General features: G+C 63.9%; 22 protein-coding genes. 11 read left to right on the top strand and 11 right to left on the bottom strand.

Going from position 1 to position 22,661, the window contains the following annotated elements:
- Positions 1 to 32 precede the first annotated feature (32 nt).
- A complete protein-coding gene (locus C7G41_RS15150) occupies positions 33 to 2,012 on the top strand; it encodes a hypothetical protein (protein WP_106943321.1) in 1,980 nt (659 codons plus the stop codon).
- Between the two features lie 147 nt (positions 2,013 to 2,159).
- Here the strand turns inward: C7G41_RS15150 and aspS are convergent, their stop codons facing one another.
- The gene (aspS, locus tag C7G41_RS15145) at positions 2,160 to 3,932 is read right to left on the bottom strand and encodes an aspartate--tRNA ligase (protein ID WP_106943320.1); all 1,773 of its coding nucleotides are present in this window, start codon (positions 3,930 to 3,932) and stop codon (positions 2,160 to 2,162) included.
- Between the two features lie 196 nt (positions 3,933 to 4,128).
- Here aspS and C7G41_RS15140 point away from each other — a divergent pair, with 196 nt between their 5' ends.
- Entirely contained in the window at positions 4,129 to 5,604 is a 1,476-nt protein-coding gene (locus C7G41_RS15140; protein WP_106943319.1) for a YdiU family protein, read from the top strand.
- A 120-nt stretch (positions 5,605 to 5,724) separates the two neighbouring features.
- Here the strand turns inward: C7G41_RS15140 and C7G41_RS15135 are convergent, their stop codons facing one another.
- Complete coding sequence (locus C7G41_RS15135) at positions 5,725 to 6,258, bottom strand: transposase (RefSeq protein WP_106943318.1); 534 nt, start codon at positions 6,256 to 6,258, stop codon at positions 5,725 to 5,727.
- 185 nt (positions 6,259 to 6,443) lie between these two features.
- On the opposite strand from C7G41_RS15135, the gene C7G41_RS15130 reads away from it, so the two are divergent.
- Genes C7G41_RS15130 through C7G41_RS15115 form a run of 4 tightly spaced genes read left to right on the top strand, consistent with a single transcriptional unit; the run spans position 6,444 to position 10,456 of the window.
- Positions 6,444 to 7,295 carry a phosphodiesterase gene (locus C7G41_RS15130; RefSeq protein WP_106943317.1) on the top strand — a complete coding sequence of 284 codons (852 nt, stop codon included), beginning with the start codon at positions 6,444 to 6,446 and terminating at the stop codon, positions 7,293 to 7,295.
- A gap of 1 nt (position 7,296) precedes the next feature.
- The gene (locus C7G41_RS15125; protein ID WP_199198384.1) at positions 7,297 to 8,247 is read left to right on the top strand and encodes a carbohydrate ABC transporter permease; all 951 of its coding nucleotides are present in this window, start codon (positions 7,297 to 7,299) and stop codon (positions 8,245 to 8,247) included.
- Complete coding sequence (locus tag C7G41_RS15120; protein WP_106943315.1) at positions 8,244 to 9,113, top strand: carbohydrate ABC transporter permease; 870 nt, start codon at positions 8,244 to 8,246, stop codon at positions 9,111 to 9,113. The genes C7G41_RS15125 and C7G41_RS15120 overlap by 4 nt, the downstream gene beginning before the upstream one ends.
- Before the next feature lie 11 nt (positions 9,114 to 9,124).
- Complete coding sequence (locus C7G41_RS15115; RefSeq protein ID WP_106943314.1) at positions 9,125 to 10,456, top strand: ABC transporter substrate-binding protein; 1,332 nt, start codon at positions 9,125 to 9,127, stop codon at positions 10,454 to 10,456.
- A 115-nt stretch (positions 10,457 to 10,571) separates the two neighbouring features.
- Here C7G41_RS15115 and C7G41_RS15110 read toward each other — a convergent pair whose 3' ends face one another.
- Positions 10,572 to 11,561 carry a zinc-dependent alcohol dehydrogenase family protein gene (locus tag C7G41_RS15110; protein ID WP_106943313.1) on the bottom strand — a complete coding sequence of 330 codons (990 nt, stop codon included), beginning with the start codon at positions 11,559 to 11,561 and terminating at the stop codon, positions 10,572 to 10,574.
- 103 nt (positions 11,562 to 11,664) lie between these two features.
- Here C7G41_RS15110 and C7G41_RS15105 point away from each other — a divergent pair, with 103 nt between their 5' ends.
- The 3 genes from C7G41_RS15105 (at position 11,665) to rnd (ending at position 14,122) form a co-directional block, all read left to right on the top strand.
- On the top strand, positions 11,665 to 12,564 hold the full coding sequence (locus C7G41_RS15105; RefSeq protein WP_106943312.1) for a LysR family transcriptional regulator: 900 nt from the start codon (positions 11,665 to 11,667) through the stop codon (positions 12,562 to 12,564).
- A gap of 126 nt (positions 12,565 to 12,690) precedes the next feature.
- Positions 12,691 to 12,822, top strand: coding sequence for a hypothetical protein (locus tag C7G41_RS38755; protein WP_018456287.1), 132 nt, complete (start codon positions 12,691 to 12,693; stop codon positions 12,820 to 12,822).
- 115 nt (positions 12,823 to 12,937) lie between these two features.
- Complete coding sequence (gene rnd / locus C7G41_RS15100) at positions 12,938 to 14,122, top strand: ribonuclease D (RefSeq protein WP_106943311.1); 1,185 nt, start codon at positions 12,938 to 12,940, stop codon at positions 14,120 to 14,122.
- Positions 14,123 to 14,277: 155 nt separating this feature from the next.
- Here the strand turns inward: rnd and C7G41_RS15095 are convergent, their stop codons facing one another.
- The 5 genes from C7G41_RS15095 to C7G41_RS15080 all read right to left on the bottom strand — a co-directional run bounded on the left by C7G41_RS15095 (position 14,278) and on the right by C7G41_RS15080 (position 17,832).
- Positions 14,278 to 15,660: an aspartate aminotransferase family protein gene (locus C7G41_RS15095; RefSeq protein WP_106943310.1), complete on the bottom strand. Its 1,383-nt coding sequence runs from the start codon at positions 15,658 to 15,660 to the stop codon at positions 14,278 to 14,280.
- A gap of 158 nt (positions 15,661 to 15,818) precedes the next feature.
- Positions 15,819 to 15,989 carry a hypothetical protein gene (locus C7G41_RS37790; protein ID WP_199198383.1) on the bottom strand — a complete coding sequence of 57 codons (171 nt, stop codon included), beginning with the start codon at positions 15,987 to 15,989 and terminating at the stop codon, positions 15,819 to 15,821.
- 29 nt (positions 15,990 to 16,018) lie between these two features.
- A complete protein-coding gene (locus C7G41_RS15090) occupies positions 16,019 to 16,582 on the bottom strand; it encodes an isochorismatase family protein (RefSeq protein WP_106943309.1) in 564 nt (187 codons plus the stop codon).
- 25 nt (positions 16,583 to 16,607) lie between these two features.
- Entirely contained in the window at positions 16,608 to 17,228 is a 621-nt protein-coding gene (locus C7G41_RS15085) for a GNAT family N-acetyltransferase (RefSeq protein WP_106943308.1), read from the bottom strand.
- On the bottom strand, positions 17,215 to 17,832 hold the full coding sequence (locus C7G41_RS15080; protein ID WP_199198382.1) for a hypothetical protein: 618 nt from the start codon (positions 17,830 to 17,832) through the stop codon (positions 17,215 to 17,217). The genes C7G41_RS15085 and C7G41_RS15080 overlap by 14 nt, the downstream gene beginning before the upstream one ends.
- A gap of 71 nt (positions 17,833 to 17,903) precedes the next feature.
- On the opposite strand from C7G41_RS15080, the gene C7G41_RS15075 reads away from it, so the two are divergent.
- Positions 17,904 to 18,944 carry a LysR family transcriptional regulator gene (locus tag C7G41_RS15075; RefSeq protein ID WP_106943306.1) on the top strand — a complete coding sequence of 347 codons (1,041 nt, stop codon included), beginning with the start codon at positions 17,904 to 17,906 and terminating at the stop codon, positions 18,942 to 18,944.
- Between the two features lie 79 nt (positions 18,945 to 19,023).
- On the opposite strand, the gene C7G41_RS15070 is transcribed toward C7G41_RS15075, so the two are convergent.
- A complete protein-coding gene (locus C7G41_RS15070) occupies positions 19,024 to 20,163 on the bottom strand; it encodes an autotransporter outer membrane beta-barrel domain-containing protein (RefSeq protein ID WP_106943305.1) in 1,140 nt (379 codons plus the stop codon).
- Positions 20,164 to 20,542: 379 nt separating this feature from the next.
- Between C7G41_RS15070 and C7G41_RS15065 the strand changes: the two genes are divergently transcribed.
- Positions 20,543 to 20,749: a cold-shock protein gene (locus C7G41_RS15065; protein ID WP_007591938.1), complete on the top strand. Its 207-nt coding sequence runs from the start codon at positions 20,543 to 20,545 to the stop codon at positions 20,747 to 20,749.
- A 97-nt stretch (positions 20,750 to 20,846) separates the two neighbouring features.
- Here C7G41_RS15065 and purN read toward each other — a convergent pair whose 3' ends face one another.
- Positions 20,847 to 21,500, bottom strand: coding sequence for a phosphoribosylglycinamide formyltransferase (purN, locus tag C7G41_RS15060; protein WP_199198381.1), 654 nt, complete (start codon positions 21,498 to 21,500; stop codon positions 20,847 to 20,849).
- A gap of 14 nt (positions 21,501 to 21,514) precedes the next feature.
- Positions 21,515 to 22,588, bottom strand: a complete 1,074-nt coding sequence (purM, locus tag C7G41_RS15055) for a phosphoribosylformylglycinamidine cyclo-ligase (protein ID WP_106943304.1) — start codon at positions 22,586 to 22,588, stop codon at positions 21,515 to 21,517.
- Between the last annotated feature and the right edge of the window lie 73 nt (positions 22,589 to 22,661).

Raw genomic sequence — 22,661 nt, 5'->3', positions numbered from 1 at the left:
GCGCAGTGCAAAACGAGCAACTGGAGCTGGGAATGAAGCGAATCCTGATCGGCCTGATCGTCGTGGCCGTGGTGGCCGCGGGCGGATGGCTCGGCTTCAATCTCTATGTCCAGCATCGCACCACCGCCGAGGTGGAGGCCGCGTTCGAGCAGATGCGCAAGCAGGGCGGCAAGGCGAACCACGGCAAAGTGGCGTTCGATTTGCCCACGCGCACCCTGGCGATCGAGGACATCGCGGTCGAACCGGGCGCGCAGTCGCAGATGCAGGTCAAGATCGCCGGCGTCAAGGCGATCGGTGTGCGCCAGCTCGACGAGGGACAGTTCTCAGCCGATGCCATCGAGGTCGCAGGCATCGAGTTCGCAATCGACAGTGCGGTCGGTCCATCGCCGCTCAAGGCGGTCTACAAGATCGCACAGGCCACGATACGGGATTACACCGGGGCGATCCGGGCCCAGGTCCTGCCTGCATCGAACGACATCACCGACCTCTATCGATTTGGTCTCGAACAGTTCAACAGCGTCACGGCGTCCTCGATCGAAGTGCCGACCATTGCCGTGACCATCGCCGGCAAGCCCGGCGTGGCCAAGCCGGAAGGTGGCGATTTGGCCTATTCGGGCCTCGTGATGAAAAATCTCAGGCGCGGCAAGGTCGAGGCGACCAAGGCGGACCGGCTCACCTTCACGTTCACAACGGTCCAGGCCGGCAAGTCCGACAAGCTGACGGGTGAGCTGTCGAACCTTGCCATGACCGATTTCGACGCAGTCGCCACGCTCGCCGCTCTCGATCCACAAAAGGCGAATGACGACAGTTTCCATCAAGTCTACGGGCAAATTTCGACGGGGCCATACACGCTGACGTCCGGGGACATGCGCCTTCGGATCGACGGCATCGCGATCGACGATATCGCAGTCCAGCCGTCGAAATTCCGGCTGGGCGAGATGTTTGCCGTGCTGCCAAAGGATCCGTCGGTGCCTCCAACGCCGGCCCAGGCGCGCGACGTGATCGAAAAAATGGCCGGCGTCTATGAGGGCCTTCGCATCGGCAAGATCGAGATCGGCAAGACCTCGATCGGGACTCCGCAAGGGACGGCCAACATCAATGTGGTCAGGTACCGCGACGGCGAATTCGCAGTCGAAGGCGTCGACGCGCCCTCCCCGCGGGGGCAGTTCAAGATGGAGCGCTTCGCGCTGAAGTCCTTCAATGCGACGAACCTGATGCGCTGGGCAGCGGATCTCACGAAGAATATCGGGCGGGCCCCCTCGCCGGATCAAATGCTCGGGCTGTTCGGCGTGCTCGCAGGCGCGGAGATCAAGGGCGTGACCGCGCCGTTCAAGACCACCAAGAAGCTGGTCACGATCGACACGCTGAGCCTGGACTGGGGGCAGCTGGTCGGCTCGATCCCAAGCAAGGCGCATGTGGTTGCCAAATTTGTCACGCCGACCGATCCATCCGACCCAAAGCAGCTTCCATTGATCGCCGCCGGGATCGACAAGCTCACGATCGATTTCGATCTCGGCGCGGCCTGGACCGAGGCGTCCAAGAGCTTCGCTCTGACGCCCGCGACGCTCGACATCGGAGGCATCGCAAGAGCGCAATTGCGCATCGCGCTCGGCAACGTGCCGCGCGAGGTGTTTTCAGCCGATCCCGCCCAGCTGATGGGCCAGGCGGCCCGGATCGAGGCGGGCACGCTCGAATTCTCATTGCGCGACAGCGGCGTCGTCGATCTCGTCGCGGCGCAGTTCGCGCGCATGCAGAATGTCAGCCGCGATACCGCACGCCAGGCGCTCGTCGAGAGCATCAAGGCTAGACGCGAGCGAGTTGCTTCCGCCAATCCGGATGCGAACGCGGCCGTGGACGCGATCGCCCGCTTCGTCGAGACGCCGGGCCAGACGCTTTCCATCAAGCTGTCCCCGCGCGCCAAGGCACCGCTGATGCAATTGATGCAGCTCTTGCAAACCGATCCACAGAGCGCGCTTGCGCAATTCAGGATCGAGGCGTCGACAGGATTGTAGGGAAACGACGCTGCGCGCGGGGGATGGCAATTGGACCGGCGAAAATCCCTCCCCGTCATTGCGAGCGAAGCGAAGCAATCCAGAGTCCCTCCGCGGAAAGATTCTGGATTGCTTCGCTACGCTCGCAATGACGCTGTGGAGACAGCCTCACTTCTGCGGCAAATTCACCTTCACATGCAGCTCGCGGAGCTGCTTGGGGGTGGCGTCCGAGGGCGCGCCCATCAGCAGGTCCATGGCCTGCTGGTTCATCGGGAACAGCGAGATCTCGCGCAGATTGTTGGTGCCGCACAAGAGCATGACGATGCGGTCGACACCGGCCGCCATGCCGCCATGCGGCGGCGCGCCGTACTGGAAGGCACGGTACATGCCGCCGAAGCGATCGACGACTTCCTGCTCGCCGTAACCCGCGATCTCGAACGCCTTCACCATCGCTTCCGGCACGTGGTTGCGGATGCCGCCCGAGGCGATCTCGTAGCCGTTGCAGGTGATGTCGTACTGGAACGCCTTGATGGTCAGCGGGTCCTGGCCCTTCAAGGCATCGAGACCGCCCTGCGGCATCGAGAACGGGTTGTGCGAGAAGTCGACCTTCTTGTCCTCGTCGTTGTACTCATACATCGGGAAGTCGACGATCCAGGCCAGTTCGAACCGCTCCTTGTCGGTGAGGTTCAACTCCTCGCCGATCTTGTTGCGAGCCAACCCTGAAAATTTCCAGAACTTGTCGGGATCGCCGGCGACGAAGAAGGCGGCATCGCCTTCCTTCACGCCGATCTGCGCGCGGATCGCGGCTGTGCGCTCAGCACCGATGTTGTTGGCGAGCGGACCGGCGCCCTCGCCGCCCTCGCGCCACATGATGTAGCCGAGGCCCGGCTGTCCCTCGCCCTGCGCCCATGAATTCATGCGGTCGCAGAAGGCGCGCGAGCCGCCACCCGGCGCCGGGATCGCCCAGACCTGGTTCTTGGGGTCCTCCAACATGCGCGCGAACACCTTGAAGCCGGAGCCGCGGAAGTGTTCGGAGACGTCCTGCATCTCGATGGGGTTGCGCAGGTCCGGCTTGTCGGAGCCGTATTTGCGCAGCGCCTCGGCGAACGGAATCCGGCGCCAGCCCTTGGTCACCGGCTTGCCCTTGGCGAACTCCTCGAACACGCCCGTGATGACGGGCTCCATAGCCGAGAAGACGTCCTCTTGAGTCACAAAACTCATTTCGACGTCGAGCTGGTAGAACTCGCCCGGCAGACGATCGGCGCGCGGGTCCTCGTCGCGGAAACAGGGCGCGATCTGGAAGTAGCGATCGAAGCCCGACATCATCAAGAGCTGCTTGTACTGCTGCGGCGCCTGCGGCAGCGCGTAGAACTTGCCGGGATGGATGCGCGACGGCACCAGGAAGTCGCGCGCGCCCTCCGGCGAGGACGCGGTCAGGATCGGGGTGTTGAACTCGAAGAAGCCCTGCCCCTCCATGCGCCGGCGCATCGACTTGATGATTTCGACGCGCGTCATGATGTTCTGGTGCAGCTTCTCGCGGCGCAAATCGAGGAAGCGGTACTTCAGGCGGATGTCTTCCGGATATTCCTGGTCGCCGAACACCGGCAGCGGCAAATCGCCGGCCGGGCCCAGCACCTCGATCTCGCTGACATAGATCTCGATCTTGCCGGTCGGCAAATCGTCATTGTCGGTGCCTTCGGGACGGCGACGGGCCTTGCCGTCCATCCTCACCACGAATTCCGAGCGCAGCTTTTCGGCCTGCGAAAACGCCGGCGAGTCCGGATCGACCACGCACTGGGTCAGGCCGTAATGGTCGCGCAGATCGATGAACAGCACGCCGCCATGGTCGCGAACGCGATGGACCCAGCCCGAGAGGCGAACTGTCTCGCCGATGTTGCCCTCGCGGAGCGCGCCGCATGTATGTGACCGGTAGCGATGCATGGTCGTCCCAAATTCGATGTCGGAGGAAACGAATCGGACGGCCTGAAACGGCCGGTCCGAAGTTGCGGCAGGGTTTACCTCGGGAGGACCAAGGCGGCAACCAAGGGAACGGCTCGTTTTCGGCTGGAAGGGCCCATTTTTGCCCAATCTGGGCTCAAGCCTTTGCCATCAGGCGTTCCACGCCTATCTTGAAGCCATGACAGTCCATTTCCCGTTCCAGAACTCCTATTCGGCGCTGCCGGACAGCTTTTTCGCCCGGGTCGCGCCGACCCCGGTCGCAGCCCCACGGCTGATCAAGCTGAACCGGCCGCTGGCGGTCCAGCTCGGACTCGATCCTGATGTGCTGGAGACCCCCGAGGGCGCCGAAATCCTGGCCGGCAAGACGGTTCCGGCCGGCGCCGATCCCATCGCCATGGCCTATGCCGGCCACCAATTCGGGCAATTCGTCCCACAGCTCGGCGACGGACGGGCGGTCCTGCTCGGCGAAGTCATCGACAAGGACGGCATCCGCCGCGACATCCAGCTCAAGGGATCGGGGCCCACCCCGTTCTCCCGCCGCGGCGACGGCCGTGCCGCGCTCGGGCCGGTGCTGCGCGAATACGTCGTCAGCGAGGCGATGTTCGCCCTCGGCATTCCGACCACGCGCTCGCTCGCCGCCGTCGTCACCGGCGAGCATGTCATCCGCGAGACCGCGCTGCCAGGCGCAGTGCTGACCCGCGTCGCCTCGAGCCACATCCGCGTCGGCACCTTCCAGTTCTTCGCCGTCCGCCGCGACACCGACGCGATCCGAAGGCTCGCCGACCATGTCATCGCCCGCCACTATCCGGAGCTGCTCGGCAGCGAGCGCCCCTATCACGCGCTGCTCGCCGGCGTCGTGGCACGCCAGGCCGAGCTCGTCGCACGCTGGCTGCTGGTCGGCTTCATCCACGGCGTGATGAACACCGACAACAGCTCGATCTCCGGTGAGACCATCGATTACGGCCCGTGCGCCTTCATGGACGCCTACAATCCTTCGCAGGTGTTTTCCTCAATCGACGAGATGGGCCGCTACGCCTACGCCAACCAGCCGCGCATCGCGCTGTGGAATCTGACCCGGCTGGCCGAATGCCTTTTGCCGTTGTTCGGCGAAGAGCAGGAGAAGGCGGTCGAGCAGGCGCAGGAAATCCTCGGCGCCTTCTCCGATACGTTCAGCAACGCCTATCAGGCGGGCCTGCGCAAGAAAATCGGCCTGTTCACGGAGCGCGACGGCGACGACGCGCTAATCCAGGACCTGCTGGATGCCATGGCCAAGAACCAGGCCGACTTCACCCTCACCTTCCGCAAACTCGGTGACGCCGCTGGCGATCCGGCTGCCGACGATGCACGCGCGCAATTCATGGACCCCGCGGCGTTCGACGAATGGGCCAGGCGCTGGCACGAGCGCACAACCCTGGAACCGCAGAGCGCAGCCGAACGGCAAGCCGCCATGCATGCCGTCAACCCAATGTTCATCCCGCGCAACCACCGCATCGAGGCCGTGATCCAGGCGGCGGTGCACGATGACGACTACGCGCCGTTCGAGGAGCTGGTGAAGGTTTTGGCCAAACCGTTCGAGGCCCAGCCGGACTACGCGGCGTACGCCGATCCCCCGCTGCCGGACCAGCGGGTGTTGCAGACGTTTTGCGGGACGTAGCGACAAACTCAGTACGTAGGGTGGATTAGCCGAAGGCGTAATCCACCATTTCGCCAGACCGAAGGAACGTAAAGAGGTGGATTACGCTTCGCTAATCCACCTTACAAGGTGACGCTGCCGTCACGCCCGCTCACCGAACTCGCCTGCGATCCTAGCGTCCCCGCCCCAATCCTCCGGAAACAATCCAGCCCGCACATCACGGTGAAACGACGAATACGGCCAGTCACGCACCGCCGACGCATATCCGTGCTTGACGGGATTGTAGTAGCAATATTCGACATGGCGCGCATAGTCGGCCTCGTCGCGGATCAGATGCTCCCAGAAGCGGCGCTGCCAAATGCCGCGTTCATTCCGTGCGGCACGGACCGCGCTCAGCCGCTCGTTCGCTGGGAGAGCCTTGGCAAATCGCATCTTGATCAGCCTCCAGCGGACCGAAAAGTTGGCATCGCCGCGCGGCAGCCTCCAGATTGCGTGGAGATGATCGGGCAGAACGACGAAAGCATCGATCTCGAAGGGATGGCTCCGTCGCGTTGCGGCGACCCCACCCCGTAGGACTTCGATCTGGTCGGTCAAAAGAGATTTCCGCCGATCGAGCAGATTCACGGTGAAGAACCAGCATCCTCCGGGAACGAATGCGCGGCGATAGTCGGACATTGACCATGAATAACACAACCTGAAGTTGGCTTACAGTGGTGGATTACGCTGCGCTAATCCACCCTACGACGCGACCGTTTGTGGACACGGGAACCGCTGTCATCAAACTGAAACACTCGCACTCTAACGGCCTGTCAGGTCGTCTTGCCGGAGGCGCCCATCCTCCAACAGTCCTGACAAGCGCCATGCCGTTTAAATTCATCCACATCACCGACACGCATCTCGCGAACCCCGGGCTGAAGCTGTATGGCCTCGACCCGCGCGCCCGGCTGGACGCTGCGATTGCCGACATCAACAAGCATCACACCGACGCCGCCTTTGTGGTCGTGACCGGCGACCTCACCCATTGGGGCGAGCCGGAATCCTACGCCAATTTCGCAGACGCGATGTCGGCCCTCAAAATCCCTCACATCGCCATGGTCGGCAATCACGACCGCCGCGTGACCTGCCTCGATAACCTGAAGTCGGCGCCGCGCGATTCGAACGGCTTCGTGCAGGGCACACGGACCACCGAGCACGGCCTGTTCGTCTTCCTCGACACGCTGGACGAGACCAGCCATGCCGGCGAGATGTGCGACAAGCGCCTCGGCTGGCTCGCAAGCACGCTGGCCGCCGCGCCGGCGAACATGCCGTTCGTCGTGTTCATGCATCATCCGCCGTTCCCGGTCGGCGTCCATGCGATGGACGAGATCTCGCTGGCACAGAGCGTCGAATTCGCCGAGGTGATCGCGCCCTACCGCTCGCGCATCCGCCACCTGTTCTTCGGCCACGTGCACCGGCCGATCTTCGGCAGCTACGGCATGATTCCGTTCTCGACGCTTCGCGGCACCAACCACCAGGTCTGGTTCGAGCTCGACGCTGCCGCGGCCGAGCATCTCGCCAGCCATGAGCCGCCGGCCTACGGCGTGGTGCTGATCGACGGGGAGAATCTGGTCGTGCACAGCCACGACTTCCTCGACACCAGTCTGCGCTTTCCCTTCGAGCCACCGGCGGGAGTGGACGGCCGCGACTATGCGCTTAACTTCCCGGCGCGATGACATGAGCCTTGCTGAACCCGCGGCTCTCCCGGTCGCGACTTCGGCGGCACCGCATCTGCACGTCCTGAAGCGGTTCACCAACCGCTTCAAAGCCTCGCTGCCGGCCTATCTGCTGCTGCTGCCCTCGCTGGTCTTCCTCACGCTGTTTACCTATGGCGCGATGGGCCGCGTCCTCGTCGACGCGCTCTACCAGCGCGCCACGCCCAGGGCGCCGGTCCGTTTCGCCGGTCTCGACAACATCGCAGCGGTGCTTACGGACTCCGCCTTCACCGGTGCGGTCGTCAACAATCTCGTCTATGCCGTCGGCACCGCGGTTCCGAGCATCGCCCTTGCACTATTGTTTGCGCTCGCGCTGTCACGCACCAACGCCGTGACCAGCGCGCTGCGCGCCGCACTGTTCCTGCCGGTGCTGATCCCGATGGTCGCGGCCTCCGCGCTGTTCCTCTTCATCTTCCTGCCCAATGTCGGGCTGCTCGACTATTACATCGGCAGCTTCCTTCCGGTGCTGCCGAACTGGCTCGGCGATTCCGACATCGCGCTTTATGCGATCATGGTCATCACGATCTGGAAGAACGCCGGCTACTACATGCTGTTCTTCCTGGCCGGTCTCCAGGCGGTGCCGGAAGACGTGATGGAAGCGGCCCATCTCGACGGCGCCGGGCCGTACCAGCGGCTGCGCCATATCATCCTGCCCGAGCTCAAACCCACCTTCCTGTTCGTCACGGTCATCGCCACGCTCAACGCGGTCACGCAGGTCGACCATGTCTTCGTCATGACCAAGGGCGGGCCGTCCAACGCGACCAATCTCGTGCTGTTCTACATCTACCAGCAAGCGGTCGAGCACTACGACATCGGCAAGGCCTCGGCGGCGACGCTGCTGACGCTCGCCGCGCTGATGGGCCTCACCGCGCTCTCCTTCCGGACGATGGCAAATCGGGAGGGCGGCGGATGAAGCTGATCGACTGGCTGCTCAAGGACGCCCCGCTCGCCACGCGCCGCGAGATCACGCCAAAGCTCGGCTTTGCGCTGACCGTGCTGCTCGCGGTCGTCTGGCTGATCCCGTTCCTGTGGATGGGCGTGGCGACGTTGCGCCCGGCATCCGACGGCATCAATCTGATGGCCGAGCTGATGCCGAGCCTGAAGCCGACGCTCGACAACGTCAGGGACGCGTGGGAGATCGGCGATTTCCCGCGTTACGCCCTCAACACCGTCATCATCTGCACCGGCATCCTCCTGGTGCAGGTCGTCACGATCACGCTGGCGGGCTTTGCCTTTGCCCGGCTCGACTTCACCGGAAAATCGCTGATCTTCTATCTGTTCCTGATGCAGCTGATGCTGGTCCCGGTGCTGCTGATCGTGCCCAATTTGAGCCTGGTGGCGCAGCTCGGCCTCTACGACACGCTCACCGGCGTGATGATGCCGTTCTTCGCTTCCGCCTTCGGCACCTTCCTGATGCGCCAGGCCTTCGAGGCGATACCGACCGAGCTGGAAGACGCCGCCCTGATCGACGGCGCCAGTCTGCTCCAGCGCATCCGCCACATCTACGTGCCGCTGTCGATGCCGAGCTTCTCGGCCTTCGCAATCATATCGGTGACCAGCCACTGGAACGACTTCCTGTGGCCGCTGATGGTGATCAATTCGCCGGACAAGCGGCCGCTCACGGTCGGTCTCTCCGTGTTCACCGCGACCGCGGAAGGCACGCAGGCCTGGGGCACCATTGCCGCCGGCACGCTGATGGTGATCGCACCGCTGCTCATCACCTTCCTGATCTTCCAGAAACGCTTCATCAGCTCTTTCGTCACCTCAGGTATCAAATAGGAGATTTCTCGATGCTGTTTTCCCGCAGGCTCATGCTTGGCCTTGCCATCGCAGGCACTTTGGCAGGCGCCCTCGCCTTCCCGGCGCTGGCCGAAGGCCCGACCGAGATCGACCTGTTCTTCCCCGTTCCCGTCGACGGCAAGCTCGCCCGCGACATGGGCACCCTGATCAAGGAGTTCAACGAGGGACATCCGAACATCAAGGCGACCGCCGTCTACACCGGCTCTTACGACGACACGCTGATCAAGACCCGCGCCTCGATCAAGGCCGGCAAGCCGCCGGCTGCCGTGATCATGTCGGCGAACTTCCTGCTCGATATGCAGATCGAGAACGAGCTTACAAACCTCGATCCCCTGATCGCCGCCGACGGCACCACCAAGGAGCAGTTTCTGGGCCAGTTCTTTCCGGCGCTGCAGGGCAACGCGGTGATCAACCGCTCGGTCTACGGCGTGCCATTCCACAACTCGACGCCGCTGCTCTACATCAACGCCGACAAGGCCAAGGAAGCGGGCCTCGATCCGAGCAAGCCGCCGCAGACCTGGGCTGAATTGACCGATTGGGCCAAGAAGCTCACCAAGCGCGAGGGCGACAAGGTCACCCAATGGGGCATCGCCATCCCCTGCGCCTACGACTATTGCGGCTGGATGATGGAAACGCTCACCATGACCAATGGCGGGCGCTACTACAACGAGGAGTTCGGCGGCGAGGTCTATTACGACACGCCCTCGATGCTGGGCGCGCTGACCTGGTGGAACGACCTCGTCACCAAGCACAAGGTTCACCCGCCCGGTGCGACGCCCGGCCCTGCCGTCAGCACCTCCTTCATCTCCGGCAACGCCGCGATGATGATGCTCTCGACGGGCTCGCTGACCTATGTGCGCGACAACGCCAAGTTCGCCTACAAGGTCGCCTTCATCCCGCGCAACGTCCGCAACGCCGTGCCGATCGGCGGCGCCTCGCTGATCGTCCCCGCGGGCCAGGACGCCGACAAGCAGAAGGCCGCCTGGACGCTGATCAAGTGGATGACCTCGCCCGAGAAGAGCGCCTGGTGGAGCCGCGCCACCGGCTATTTCGCTCCCAACATGGCCGCTTACAAGACGCCTGACATGGTTGAATTCCTGAACAAGAACCCGGACGCCAAGACCGCCGTCGAGCAGCTCGACGTCGCAAAACCGTGGTTTGCGACCTACAAGACCGTGCCGGTGCGCAAGACGCTGGAGGACGAGGTGATGCTGGTTCTCAACGGCAAGAAGCAGCCGAAGGAGGCCCTCGTTGCCGCCCAGAAGGCGGCGGACGAGACGCTGAAGCCGTACAATGCGGAGACGTCGCTGAAGCTGCCGTAACACTCCGCCTCATCGCGCGAACAACATTCGGCGCTCCGCCATGTGGGGCGCCGAATGCGTTTCGGGGATGCGCACGCTCGAATCGTCACGACGATCTCAGATCGTTACCACGATCTCAGATCGTCACCACGATCTTGCCGAACTGCTCGTTTGACTCCAGAAAGCGATGCGCCTCGACGATCTCTTCAAACCGAAACCTTTTGGCGATGATCGGACGCAAGGCACCACCCGATAACCCGTCGAGGATGAACGCTTTTGCTTTGGCAAGCCGCGCGGGATCGCGGATGATCTCGTGCACGAGATAGCCGCGCAGCATCAGGCTCTTGGTCAGGACGTTGACCAGCGGAAACGGCGTGGGCTCGGGGCTCAGGCCGCCATATTCGATGAGAATGCCACCCGGCGACATCGCGGCGGTGAGCGGCTCAAATATGGGGCCCCCGACCGCGTCGAACACCACACGAACGCCGTTCGAGCCGACGATGTCCTGCAGCCGTGACCGGATGTCCTCTTCCGCCGACACGATGACGTCGGCCGCGCCAGCATCGCGCAAGGCCTGCCGCTTGAACGAGGTTCGGGTCACTGCAATCGGGATCGCACCGATCCGGTTCGCGATCTGGATCGCTGCAAGCCCGACGCTGCTCGACGCCACGGTGATGACTACGGCCTCCCCTTGCTCCAGCCCAGCAATATCGACCAGAGCGCCGAACGCTGTCAGATATTGCATCCATACCGCGGCCGCCGCGTCGAAGCCGAGCTCGGGCGGGTGCTTCACGACGAACTCGGCCGGAAACGTGACGAGCTCGCCATAGGCGGGCCATCGCACCATCGACACGGGCGGCACGATGCTGACGGCCTCGCCCGGCGAAAAGCCGCTCACGCCTTCGCCGATCGTCTCGACGATGCCGGCTGCCTCGAGACCAAGGCCGGACGGAAACGTCGCTGTCTCGATATAGGTCCCCGTCCGCAAGAGCGCTTCCGCGCGATTGAGCCCGAGGGCCTTGACCCTGATCTGCACCTCGCGCCTCCCCGGCGGCGCGACGTTGATGGTCTCGATGCGCAGCACGTCGGGGCCACCATGCCTGTGGAAGCGAACGACGCGCGCCATGGATACACTCCAAAAAAATTGAACTGAATGGAGCTATGCCAACCGCGGGGCAGCGGATAAAGCGTCCAAACGGCCGAACAGTCGAAACCAGGAGTTTGCAATCATGGACCGCCTGACCAGCATGGCCGTCTTCGTCAAAGCGGTTGATCTCGGCTCGTTCGCCGCTGCCGCCGATGCGCTCGAAATGTCGGGGCCAATGGTCGGCAAGCACGTTCGTTTTCTCGAGGAGCGCCTGGGCGTCCGCCTCCTCAACCGCACCACACGGCGCCAGAGCCTGACCGAGACAGGCCAAGCCTATTACGAGCGCTGCCGCACGGTGATCAGCGAAGCCGAAGCCGCCGACGCGGTCGTTGCCGAGGAGCTTTCCGAGCCGCGTGGCCGGCTCCGCGTGACCATGCCCGCCCTGCTGGGTCGCCACTGCATCGCCCCCTTGCTGATGAAGCTCGCGCGACGATATCCCCATCTGGAGCTCGATCTCTCGTTCGGCGACCCGATCGCTAACATCATCGAGGGCCGCTATGATCTTGCGATCCGGACCGGCGATCTACACGATCAATCCGGCCTGATGACGCGGCGCATCGCCAGCCAACGCATGGTGGTGTGCGGTTCGCGCGCCTATCTGCGCGCCAACGGCAAGCCGAAATCGCTCGACGAACTCGCCCAGCATCAGGCGATCATCTATCGCCGCTCCGGACGCGTCCGGCCGTGGCTGTTTCCCCGCGAGGGCCAGCCTCCGAGCGAAATCATGCCGGCGGGAAGGCTCAGGCTCGACGATCTCGATGCGATTGCGGGCGCCGCTACAAAGGGGATGGGACTGGCCTGGCTGCCATACTGGCTGGTCCGCGAACGCCTACGCGCCGGTACACTCATCAATCTGTTGAGCGGTCAGCCGGGATTTCTCTACGACTGTCACGCGCTCTGGCCACGCTCGCCCCGGATGCCGCTGAAAGTTCGCGTCGCCGTGGACGCCTTGGCGGCCGCCCTGCCGAAGCTCATGACATGACGCCGGATGCCGCGGCGCTGCATCGAATGGCGCGCCCGTTAACCCCGCGTCCACCATCCGGCCCGGCCCGCCGCCGGTAACCACGAGAATTAACAGACCCTCAATTCGCCCCGGACAAGTTTAGCAATGTTGCTGGGGGATTTTGCCGTGGATCTGTTGGTTTTCGAGTTCCTGGGGCTGGCGCTGGTCGCCATGTGCGTGGTCGTGGTGGCGCTGCCTTGCGCGCGCAAACCCTCCCGGCGGGTCCGCTACGAATAGGACTTTCGTCGGAAAATGCGATTCCGGCCCAAATGCAAGGCTCGAATTTGCTTCGAGCCCCTTGACATCACAGCGCTTTCGGCAGAACGGCTGATATACGTGTCATGGGCCGTTCATGGATTTGATTACCACCACCGCTGACCTTGCGGCTGCCTGCAGCCGGCTGGCCAAGCACCCCGTCATTACCGTCGATACCGAGTTCCTGCGCGAGACCACCTATTACCCGCTGCTGTGCGTGGTGCAGATGGCCAGCGCCGAGGAAGCGATCGTCATCGACACCCTGGCCGCGGGCATCGATCTCAAGCCGTTCTTCGAGCTGATGGCCAATGAGGCCGTGCTGAAGGTGTTCCACGCCGCCCGGCAGGACATCGAGATCATCTGGCACCAAGCGGGCATCATCCCGCACCCGGTGTTCGACACCCAGGTCGCGGCCATGGTGCTCGGCTATGGCGACAGCATCGCCTACGACGCGCTGGTCGAGAAGGTCACGGGCCACCGCCCGGACAAGACCCACCGCTTCACCGACTGGTCGCGCCGGCCGCTGACCAAGGAGCAGATGCACTACGCCGTGTCCGACGTCACGCATCTGCGCGACGTGTTCGCAGCGCTCGATGCCGACCTCAAGAAGCGCCGGCGCAGCGAATGGGTCTCGATCGAGATGGAGGTCCTGACCTCGCCCAAGACCTACGACTTCCACCCCGAGCGCGCCTGGGAACGGCTCAAGACGCGGGTGCGCAAGCCCAAGGACCTCGCAGTCCTGATGGAGGTCGCCGCCTGGCGCGAACAGGAGGCGCAGAGCCGCGACGTGCCGCGCGGCCGCGTGCTGCGCGACGAAGCCGTCAGCGACATCGCGACCCACGCGCCGAACACGATCGAGAAGCTCGCAAACCTGCGCTCCGTGCCGAAGGGTTTTGAGAAATCCAAATGGGGCGCCGACATCGTCGCCGCGGTCGAGCGAGGGCTGGCGCGAGATCACGCCACGCTGCCGAAGCTGGAAAAGCCGCGGAACAATAACAATGGCGCCGCGATCGTCGAGCTGTTGAAGGTGCTGCTCCGCATGACCGCGGAGCGCCACGCGGTCGCCAGCAAGGTGATTGCGACCGTCGACGATCTCGAGGAGATCGCGGCCGACGACGACGCCGACGTGCCGGCGCTACGCGGATGGCGCCGCGAGCTGTTCGGCGAGGCCGCACTGAAACTGAAGCGCGGCGAGCTGGCACTGGCGGTCGAGAAAGGCCGCGTGATCGGGGTTCAGCGAGCGGAACGAGCCGCGATACCAACAACCACACCGTCATCCTGAGGCGCGAGGCGTGCGGTGCGAAGCATCGCACGGGGAGCCTCGAAGGATGAGCGACCCCGCTGCGACAGCCGGGCCGTCGCCCTTCGAGGGCCGCCGAAGAAGCGGCCACCTCAGGATGACGGGGATAGACCGAGGCCCAGGCGAGGCGCCGTCCCTTACGCTGGCGTCAGCTTGGCCACTTCCGGCTTCATGTCGTCCAGCACGCCCGATATTGCCGCGACCAGCTCGTCGATCTGGGCTTTGGTGACAATCAGCGGCGGGCAGATGGCGATGGCGTCGAGCATGTTGCGCGAGATCACGCCGCGCTCCTGCAGCATGCGACTGGCCATGCCGCCGACGGCGCCCGGCGTTGCCGCCGCGGTCTTGCGCGCCTTGTCCAGCACCAGTTCGATCGCTGCAATCATGCCGACACCGCGGACCTCGCCGACCAGCGGATGGCTGGTGAGCTCACGCAGCTTGCCTTGCATGTAGCCACCGAGCTCGGCGGCGTGCGCGACCAGGCCCCGCTCCTCGATGATTTTCAAATTCTCCAGCGCAATCGCCGAACCGACCGGATGGCCGCCCGCGGTGAAGCCGTGGCCGAGCACGCCGATCTTGTTGCTCTCATCGGCGATCGGCTCGAACATGCGATCGTTCATTATGATGGCCGACAGCGGGAAATAGCTCGAGGTGATCTGCTTGGAGACCACGATCGCGTCGGGCTTGATGCCGTAGGTTTCGCAGCCGAACATCTTGCCGGTGCGACCGAAGCCGCAGATGACCTCGTCGGCGACCAACAGGATGTCGTACTTGTTCAAAACCTTCTGGATCTTGTCCCAATAGGTCGCCGGCGGCACGATGACGCCGCCAGCACCCATCACCGGCTCGCCGAAGAACGCCGCGATCGTGTCCGGGCCTTCCTTCTGGATCAGCGCATCGAGCTCCTCGGCTCGCCGCGTCGCGAAGGCTTCCTCGCTCTCGCCGGGCGCGCCGTCCTTGTAGAAATGCGGCGAGCCCGTGTGCAGGATGTTCGGGAGCGGCAAGTCGAAAGAGCGGTGGTTGTTCGGCAGGCCGGTGAGGCTGGCGGACGCGATGGTGACGCCATGATAGGCGCGCATCCGACTGATCACCTTCTTGCGCTGCGGCTGGCCGAGCGCGTTGGAGCGATAGGCGATCAACTTCAGGACGGTGTCGTTGGCCTCCGAGCCCGAGTTGGTGAAGAACACCTTGCTCATCGGCACTGGCGCAAGCGCGACCAGCTTCTCGGCGAGATCGATCGAGGGCCCGTGCGATTTCGCGGAGAAGGTGTGATAAAATGGCAGCGCCAGCATCTGCTTGTGCGCGGCGTCGACCAGCCGCTTCTCGTTGAAGCCGAGCCCGACGCTCCAGAGGCCCGCCATCGCCTCGAAATAGCGCTTGCCCGAAGCGTCGAACACGTAAGGGCCCTCGCCGCGTTCGATCACCAGGGGACCGGCCTGCTGATGGGCGCGCGCGTTGGTGTAGGGATGGAGCTGATAGGCCACATCCCGGGCCTCTTGCGAATTGGGCAGCATGGACATTTGCAGGCATCCTTGAAAGCGTCACGTCGCCGGCGCGGCCAGCGTCATCACTCGATGATCCAGCTCCTTGGCTATTGCCACCACGCAGAACTTGCAACGTCAATTCGTCGGCAGCAAGCGCTCAGCAGCGTTGCACAAAGCCGCACATCGGGCAGCTGTCACGCCGCGCCGTCGTCATTCCCATCATTATCGGCGGCGGCGGCTTCCCGCACCTCCACCAGCGCCATCGAGAGCAGATACACCGTCGTGGGCAGACCGAGACGGCGCGCCGCCTCGGCGGCACGCGACAGGTCGCTTGCCAGCTCCTCGAGCTGATCTCCCCGTGACAATGTCCCACTCCATCCGTCGATCGCGGCCGCTACACCGCAACGGCGCCGCTGGTTCTGATCAGTTCGGCGCTGGACTGGATTGTAGCAAAATTCCCGATCACATTCACTACCGCATGCTTGTAGGCGGCAGCATCGCCTGTCCCCGGCTGCCGGCAGGCGACCGCGTCGGCCACCACCTGGTAGCGATGACTGCGGTGAAACCCGTCGATAGCGGTTGCCAAGACGGTTTCGTCGAAGGAAAAGCCCGCGAGCACGCAACGGACATTGCGGATATTGGACATGTAGTCCACAAACCGCGACGAACTGTAGGCCGACGGCAGCGGGTGCTCGAACGTCATTTCTCCCGGCCGCGGCTTCGCCTCCGCGATCCAATCGGTCAGCCTGGATGCCGGATTGAACCAGGCCGCCTGCGCGATGCGCTTCAGATGCATCACCGGCCAGAGATTGTCGCGCCACAGCGTCAGCAGTTCCACGCAGCGCGCCGTGGCAGCCTCGCCGTCGAGGATGACATGGCGACGTCCGGGGGTCAGATATTCGACCTGGAGATCCGCGCAGACCAGGATCGGCGGATCGTCGGTAATGGAAACCAGCATGGTTTTGCGCGCAGCTGCACCAGTTTCAACGGCCAGCGAGCGCGACGTCCCGCAGCGGCGACGTCACGGCCCGTCCAGCCGAGGCGTCGAGCACGCCCGGCCGGTCCCAATCCCCTTCGGGGCGGATGATCACGTACGGATCGCTGTCCAGCGTAATGGCATCCGGGCCCGGTTCGATCTCCAGCAGCATCTCCGTGTAGGAGAAGTCGGAGAAGGTGATCTTGCGATTGTGGCCGAGCGGCTTGGCGCCGAAATGGGCCCAGAAATCGACCAGCCGATCCTGCGCCTGGCCGTAGATCTTACGAAAGCCCTTGCGCTTCACGTAGTCGACGCTCGCCTGTACCAGCTTGAACGAGACGCGCGAGCGCCGATATTGGTGCCGCACCGCAAGCCGTTCCACCTTGGCGAAATCACCGAAGAACCGCACCCGCAGACAGCCCGCAGGCTCGTTGCCGACATAGCCGATGAAATGCGCGGCAACCATGTCGTTGCCGTCGAACTCCTCATCGAACGGGCAATCCTGCTCGGCGAGGTAGACGGCCGAGCGGATCGAGGTGACCAGCATGAGGTCGCTGAGATCGCGTGCGAGGCGAATGCTGATAGCGCGGGAATCCGGCTTCGCGAGAGGAATCCTAGTACCGTGCATCTGCAAAACTCCTTGCTTGGATGATCGCGCCCGGCATGCGCATCGGCTGCCGATGCCAGGGCCGCTCGTAGCACCAGAGGTCGGGTTGGAAGCTTGGAATGGGCTCGAAGCCTGTCGCCTTCATGATATCGCGTCCGGCCACGGTTGACGGCTGCGCATAGCAATTCGCGTTGCGAAACCTTAGCTGTCTAAGATGAGCCGCGGCCTTGCCGAGACCGGCGACGCCGCGCCCTGTCGCCGCGATCGCCCAGATGTAGATGGCGGAAACGTCTTCCTTCGCGGAGGCGAGATGGCGCGTCTCCGGCGCGGTGAGGCAGATCTCGTCGAGCAGCAGCGCATCATGCCCGCGATCGTTGAGAAACAGGAAGGCCATGCCGCCGACGAGGTTGCCCTTCCGGCTGAAAGTCAGGATGCTCTCGGGATCGAAGGCGAAGTATTTTTCAAGCTCAGCCGCCCCGATCCGGACACCCGGCACCAGCCGGTGCGCCAACTGCGACAGCGCAGCTATTTCGGAAAATTGGGCGCGACGGACGTCGACATCCGGACTGAGCGGCAGCGCGTCGAAATCATGCCTTGCGGCAAACGAGCCCCTTTCCATACCCATGTCACCCCTCTATCGTTCGCGGCTTTCGTGCCCCGCTATGACCAAGAGCTTAGCGGCTGGGGATCAGGAGTATGCAGCAGTTATTGCACCGGGGTGCTGCGATGATGCAGCACGGTGAAGAAGCCCTGGACGCGTCCTGGGACGATTTGAAACTGTTTTTAGCTTGCGCAAAATATAAAAGTTTCCGTAACGCCGCCGAGGAGCTCGGGCTCACCTCCACCACCCTGATGCGCAGGATCGACCGGCTCGAAGAGAGCATCGACTGCAAGCTGTTCCTGCGCGACCAGAGCGGGCTCACGCTCAGCGACGAAGGCAGCGCGATGATCGCCGACGTCGCGCTCATGGAGCGTCATGCCTTCAACGTGTTCCGGCGCGCCTCGCGATCGTCGAACGACATGTCAGGCACCGTGCGCGTCGCGGTGACGGAAGGCCCCGGCAATTTCTGGATCCTGCCGCGACTGATCGACTTCCAGAAGACCTATCGCAAGATCACCGTCGACCTGCGCTGCGCGATGGAACAGGCCGACGTCGCGCGGCTCGAATCCGATATCGCGATCCAGCTCGAGCCGCCGACCAATCCCGATCTGATCGTCGCCAAGCTTGGCCGGCTGCACATCTATCCCTTCGTCTCCAAGGAGTACGAAAACCTCTACGGCGTGCCCGCGAGCCTGGCCGAGCTGAAGAACCACCGCATCATCAAGCAGAGCGCCCCGCAGGTCGACGACGGCGCTTACGCCCGCGTGCTCGGACTGAAGTCGCTCGAGGGCATTGTCGGGATCAAGACCAATTCCTCGGTCGGCGTGCTCTATGCCGTGGAGCGCGGTGCCGGCATCGGGTTCCTGCCGACGGTCTCGATCGCGCTCGGCGCCCCGCTCGTTGCCGTCGATCTCGGCGTCAGCCACCACGCCGATCTCTGGCTCACCTATCACAAGGAGTTCCGCGCCTCCGAGCGTCACAAGATCGTGGTCGATTGGCTGAAGAAAATCTTCGATCCCAAGATCCATCCCTGTTTTCGCGACGAGTTCATCCACCCGAACGCGCTGGCGCCGATGATGACCGCCGCGCGCGAGGGCTTTGGATTGACCGGCTATGTCGCGGCAATGCCGACTTAAACCTTCAACATGATCTTTTCGGAAAACCGCTTCGCAGTTTTCCGGATCCTGCTCTGGGCGGGCTTGGGCAGGCTTCGCCTCACCACCGATATTCGAAGCCGACCGTGCCCTGGTGCGACGTCAGCTCGTTGCGGAACTTGCCGTCGTAGTTGACGTAGAGCCGCGCCGTGTTGGTCAGGCTGAGCGAGGCCGAGGCGCCGGCATCCATGCCGTAGCGGCTCTCGCCGATGCCGGGCACGACGATGCTCTGGGTCCCGAGGCTGACCTGCACCGATCCCAGGTTCTGATAGAAATTGTCGACGACCTTGCCGTAGGCGGACACGTCGAGGATCTTCTGGTCGAAGATGAAGTAGCGCCCGATCTCGGCCCCGATCATGACGCGCGCGCGAGACAGCGCCGTCGAGCCGACATTGAGTGGGTCGAGGCCGCCAACCTCCTGGAACGCGACGCTGGTGGCGCGGACATATTCCAGTGCGCCCTTGGGCACGATGCGCATCTGGTCCTTGGTCCAGTAATAGCTGATCTCGGTCAGCGCGCCGTCGACTGCGGCGCGATAACCCGCTGTCGCAAGTCCCAGGCCGGTATCCCGGCTGGAGCGGACCTTGCCGAAGCCGTGCACCACCGCGAAGGCCCAGGTCCAGGGGCCCTTGTCGACGGAGCCGCTGAAGCCGACTTGCGTCAGGTCCAGCGTCGCGGATTGAAGTGCGAGCGGCACGTCGATGTCGGTGTGGCTCTGGTCGACCGAGAAGCCGAGATTGACACCCGGTGCGAGCCGCGCGCCAAAGCCCGCGACACCGCCAACCGTTTTCCGCTTGTCGCCGACGAAGTCGCCCTGCGCATCGGTCCGGACCGAGATGCCGTAACCCTCGAACCAGGTGCGGTAGCGCGGATCTTCCGCGCCCGCCGATGCGCCGCCGCCGCCGGGATTGGTCCGGAACGCCCGGTTGACGCCGCCAGATGCCTGGTTGCCGAGCCGCTCCAGGAAATTCGATCCGAGATTGAGCGCGCCGTTGCCGGCCGACTGGTCGTAATTGGCGGAGGTGGCCGACGGCGTGGGAGGCGGTGGCGGTGGCAGCGGCGGGGCGACCTGAGCGAGAACGGGAGCGGCCGTCGTCGCCAAGCCAAGCACGATGGCACTTGCGACCTTGGCCGTCGTCCGACGAACCCTGTCTCCGCCAATCACCCGCCGTGTCCCGGAAAGCTGCAATGTGCAGCGCATGACAATGAATCCCAAAGCAAAATGGCGGCGCGCAAAAATGCAACACGGGCCACTATGCATGCGGCGATTTGTGCTGAAGCGCCGCCGAGGGTCAACCGGTCCACACCTCGTCGCCAAGGCGATTGCCCTCGATTGTGGTTCCCCGGCCACAGGTCGTAAATTGCAGATGACGATACCCGGCCCAGACTTGAAATTCGCGCGCGGCTTGCTAACGGGCGATTTTCATGTTGCAATATCGGACACAATCGGAATTGGCCGCTCGACTGTGCGTTTCGCGACATTGAGACTCAAGACTCGAACAGACTACCGGAAGCCCGTTTGTGGCGTGGCACGCGAAAAGCGGCCGCGTCGTTTTTGTATCTAGCGGAGGAGACTGAGGATGCCGCAAAAGGGCACCGTCAAATGGTTCAACCCGACCAAGGGCTATGGGTTCATCAAGCCGAACGGCAGTGACAAGGACGTCTTCGTCCACATCTCCGCCGTCGAGCGCGCCGGACTCTCGACCCTCAATGAAAATCAGGTGGTTGAATACGACCTCGTGGAGAACCGCGGCAAAGCCTCCGCGGAGAACCTCAAGGTCTCCTGATTTCTCTCGCCGTCTGCGCAAGAGATCATGACGTTGCCCCCGGCTCTGCCGGGGGTTTTTGTTTGGGATGAGTAGTATTTCGCAGTGTGACGGCGCTTCACCGCACCAACGGCGCAACCAGAAAATTCTCCGACGGCCCGCTGCCCGCCGTCTTGCACACGTCGCCCTCGATCCGGACCTTGCCGGTCGCGAGCAGGCTCAGTGCTGCGGGATAGATGCGGTGCTCGACTTCGAGGATACGCTCCGACAGCGTGGCCCCAGTATCGTGATCGCTCACGGGCACCGCGCCCTGCATCACGATTGGGCCGGCATCGGTCTCGGGGATGACGAAGTGCACCGTCGCGCCAGACAGCTTGACGCCGGCGCGCAAGGCCTGGCCGTGCGGATCGAGACCGGGGAACGACGGCAGCAGCGAGGGATGGATGTTGAGCATCCGCCCGTACCAGGTTTTTGTGAATTCAGCCGTGAACAGCCGCATGAAACCGCCGAGACAGATCAGCTCGATGCCGTGCTGATCGAGCGCTGCTTGCAGCACCTTCTCGAAGCCGGCGCGGTCCTTGCCGAACGGCTTGCTTTCGATCACCAGCGTGTTCACGCCGCTCGCTTTGGCCCGTTCAAGCCCGAGCGCGTCGGCCTTGTTCGAGATGACGAGTGAAATCTCCGCCGGGAAATCCGCAGCAGCAGCGGCCCTGATCAGCGCGGACATGTTGGAGCCGCGACCGGAGATCAGGATGGCGACGCGGCGTTTCATCACAGCGCCGGTCATTACAGCGCCAGGTCGAGGTGGCCATTATAGACGACGCGATGCTCGCCTTCGGCCGCGATCACGGTGCCGAGCTGCGCGACGGTCTCGCCGGCTTCGGTGAGGACCCGCACGACCTCGTCGACCTTGTCCGGTTCGACGATCGCGATCATTCCGATGCCGCAGTTGAAGGTGCGCAGCATTTCGAGCTCGGCGATGCCGGCTTGGGCTGCCAGCCATTTGAACACCGGCAGCACCGGCAGGCGCGCCAAATCGATACCGACGCCGAGATGCGGCGGCAGCACGCGCGGAATGTTGTCGGTGAAGCCGCCGCCGGTGATGTGGGCCAGCCCCTTCACCGCGCCGGTCTCGCGGATCGCGCGCAGGCAGGATTTGACGTAGAGACGCGTCGGCGTCAGCAGCGCGCCGCCGAGCGTCATGACGGGCGCAAACGGCGCCGGCGCCCCGAAGCCGAGGCCGGATTGTTCCACGATCTTGCGCACCAGCGAGAAACCGTTGGAGTGCACCCCCGACGAGGCAAGCCCGATCACGGCATCGCCGGCGGCGATGTCCTTGCGCGGCAAGAGCGTGCCACGCTCCGCGGCGCCGACGGCAAAGCCGCCGAGGTCGTAGTCGCCGTCCTTGTAGAGGCCGGGCATCTCGGCCGTCTCGCCGCCGATCAGGGCGCAACCGGATTCGCGGCAGCCTTCGGCGACACCGGCGACGATCGATGCGGTCGCCTCCGGATCGAGCTTGCCGCAGGCAAAATAGTCGAGGAAGAACAGCGGCTCGGCGCCCTGCACCACAAGGTCGTTGACGCTCATGGCGACGAGGTCGATGCCGATCCCGCCATGCAAGCCGGTCTCGATCGCGATCTTGACCTTGGTGCCGACGCCATCGGTCGCGGCCACCAGGATGGGATCCTTGAAGCCGGCGGCCTTGAGGTCGAACAGGCCGCCGAATCCGCCGATTTCGGCGTCGGCGCCGGCCCGCGCGGTGGCGCGCACCATTGGCTTGATCAGGTCGACCAGGCGGTTGCCCGCGTCGATATCGACGCCTGAATCGGCGTAAGTGAGGCCGTTTTTGCGGTCGGTCATGCCCGATTTCCAGTGGGTTTGCGGCTGGTTACGTCGAATTCCGGGGACGCGCAATGGCTCGCATGGCGCGCCT

Source organism: Bradyrhizobium sp. MOS002, from assembly GCF_003020115.1.
In the GTDB taxonomy this organism is placed as follows: domain Bacteria; phylum Pseudomonadota; class Alphaproteobacteria; order Rhizobiales; family Xanthobacteraceae; genus Bradyrhizobium.
Note: the sequence above shows the minus strand (reverse complement) of the source record. Positions and strands in the feature narration are given on the sequence as shown.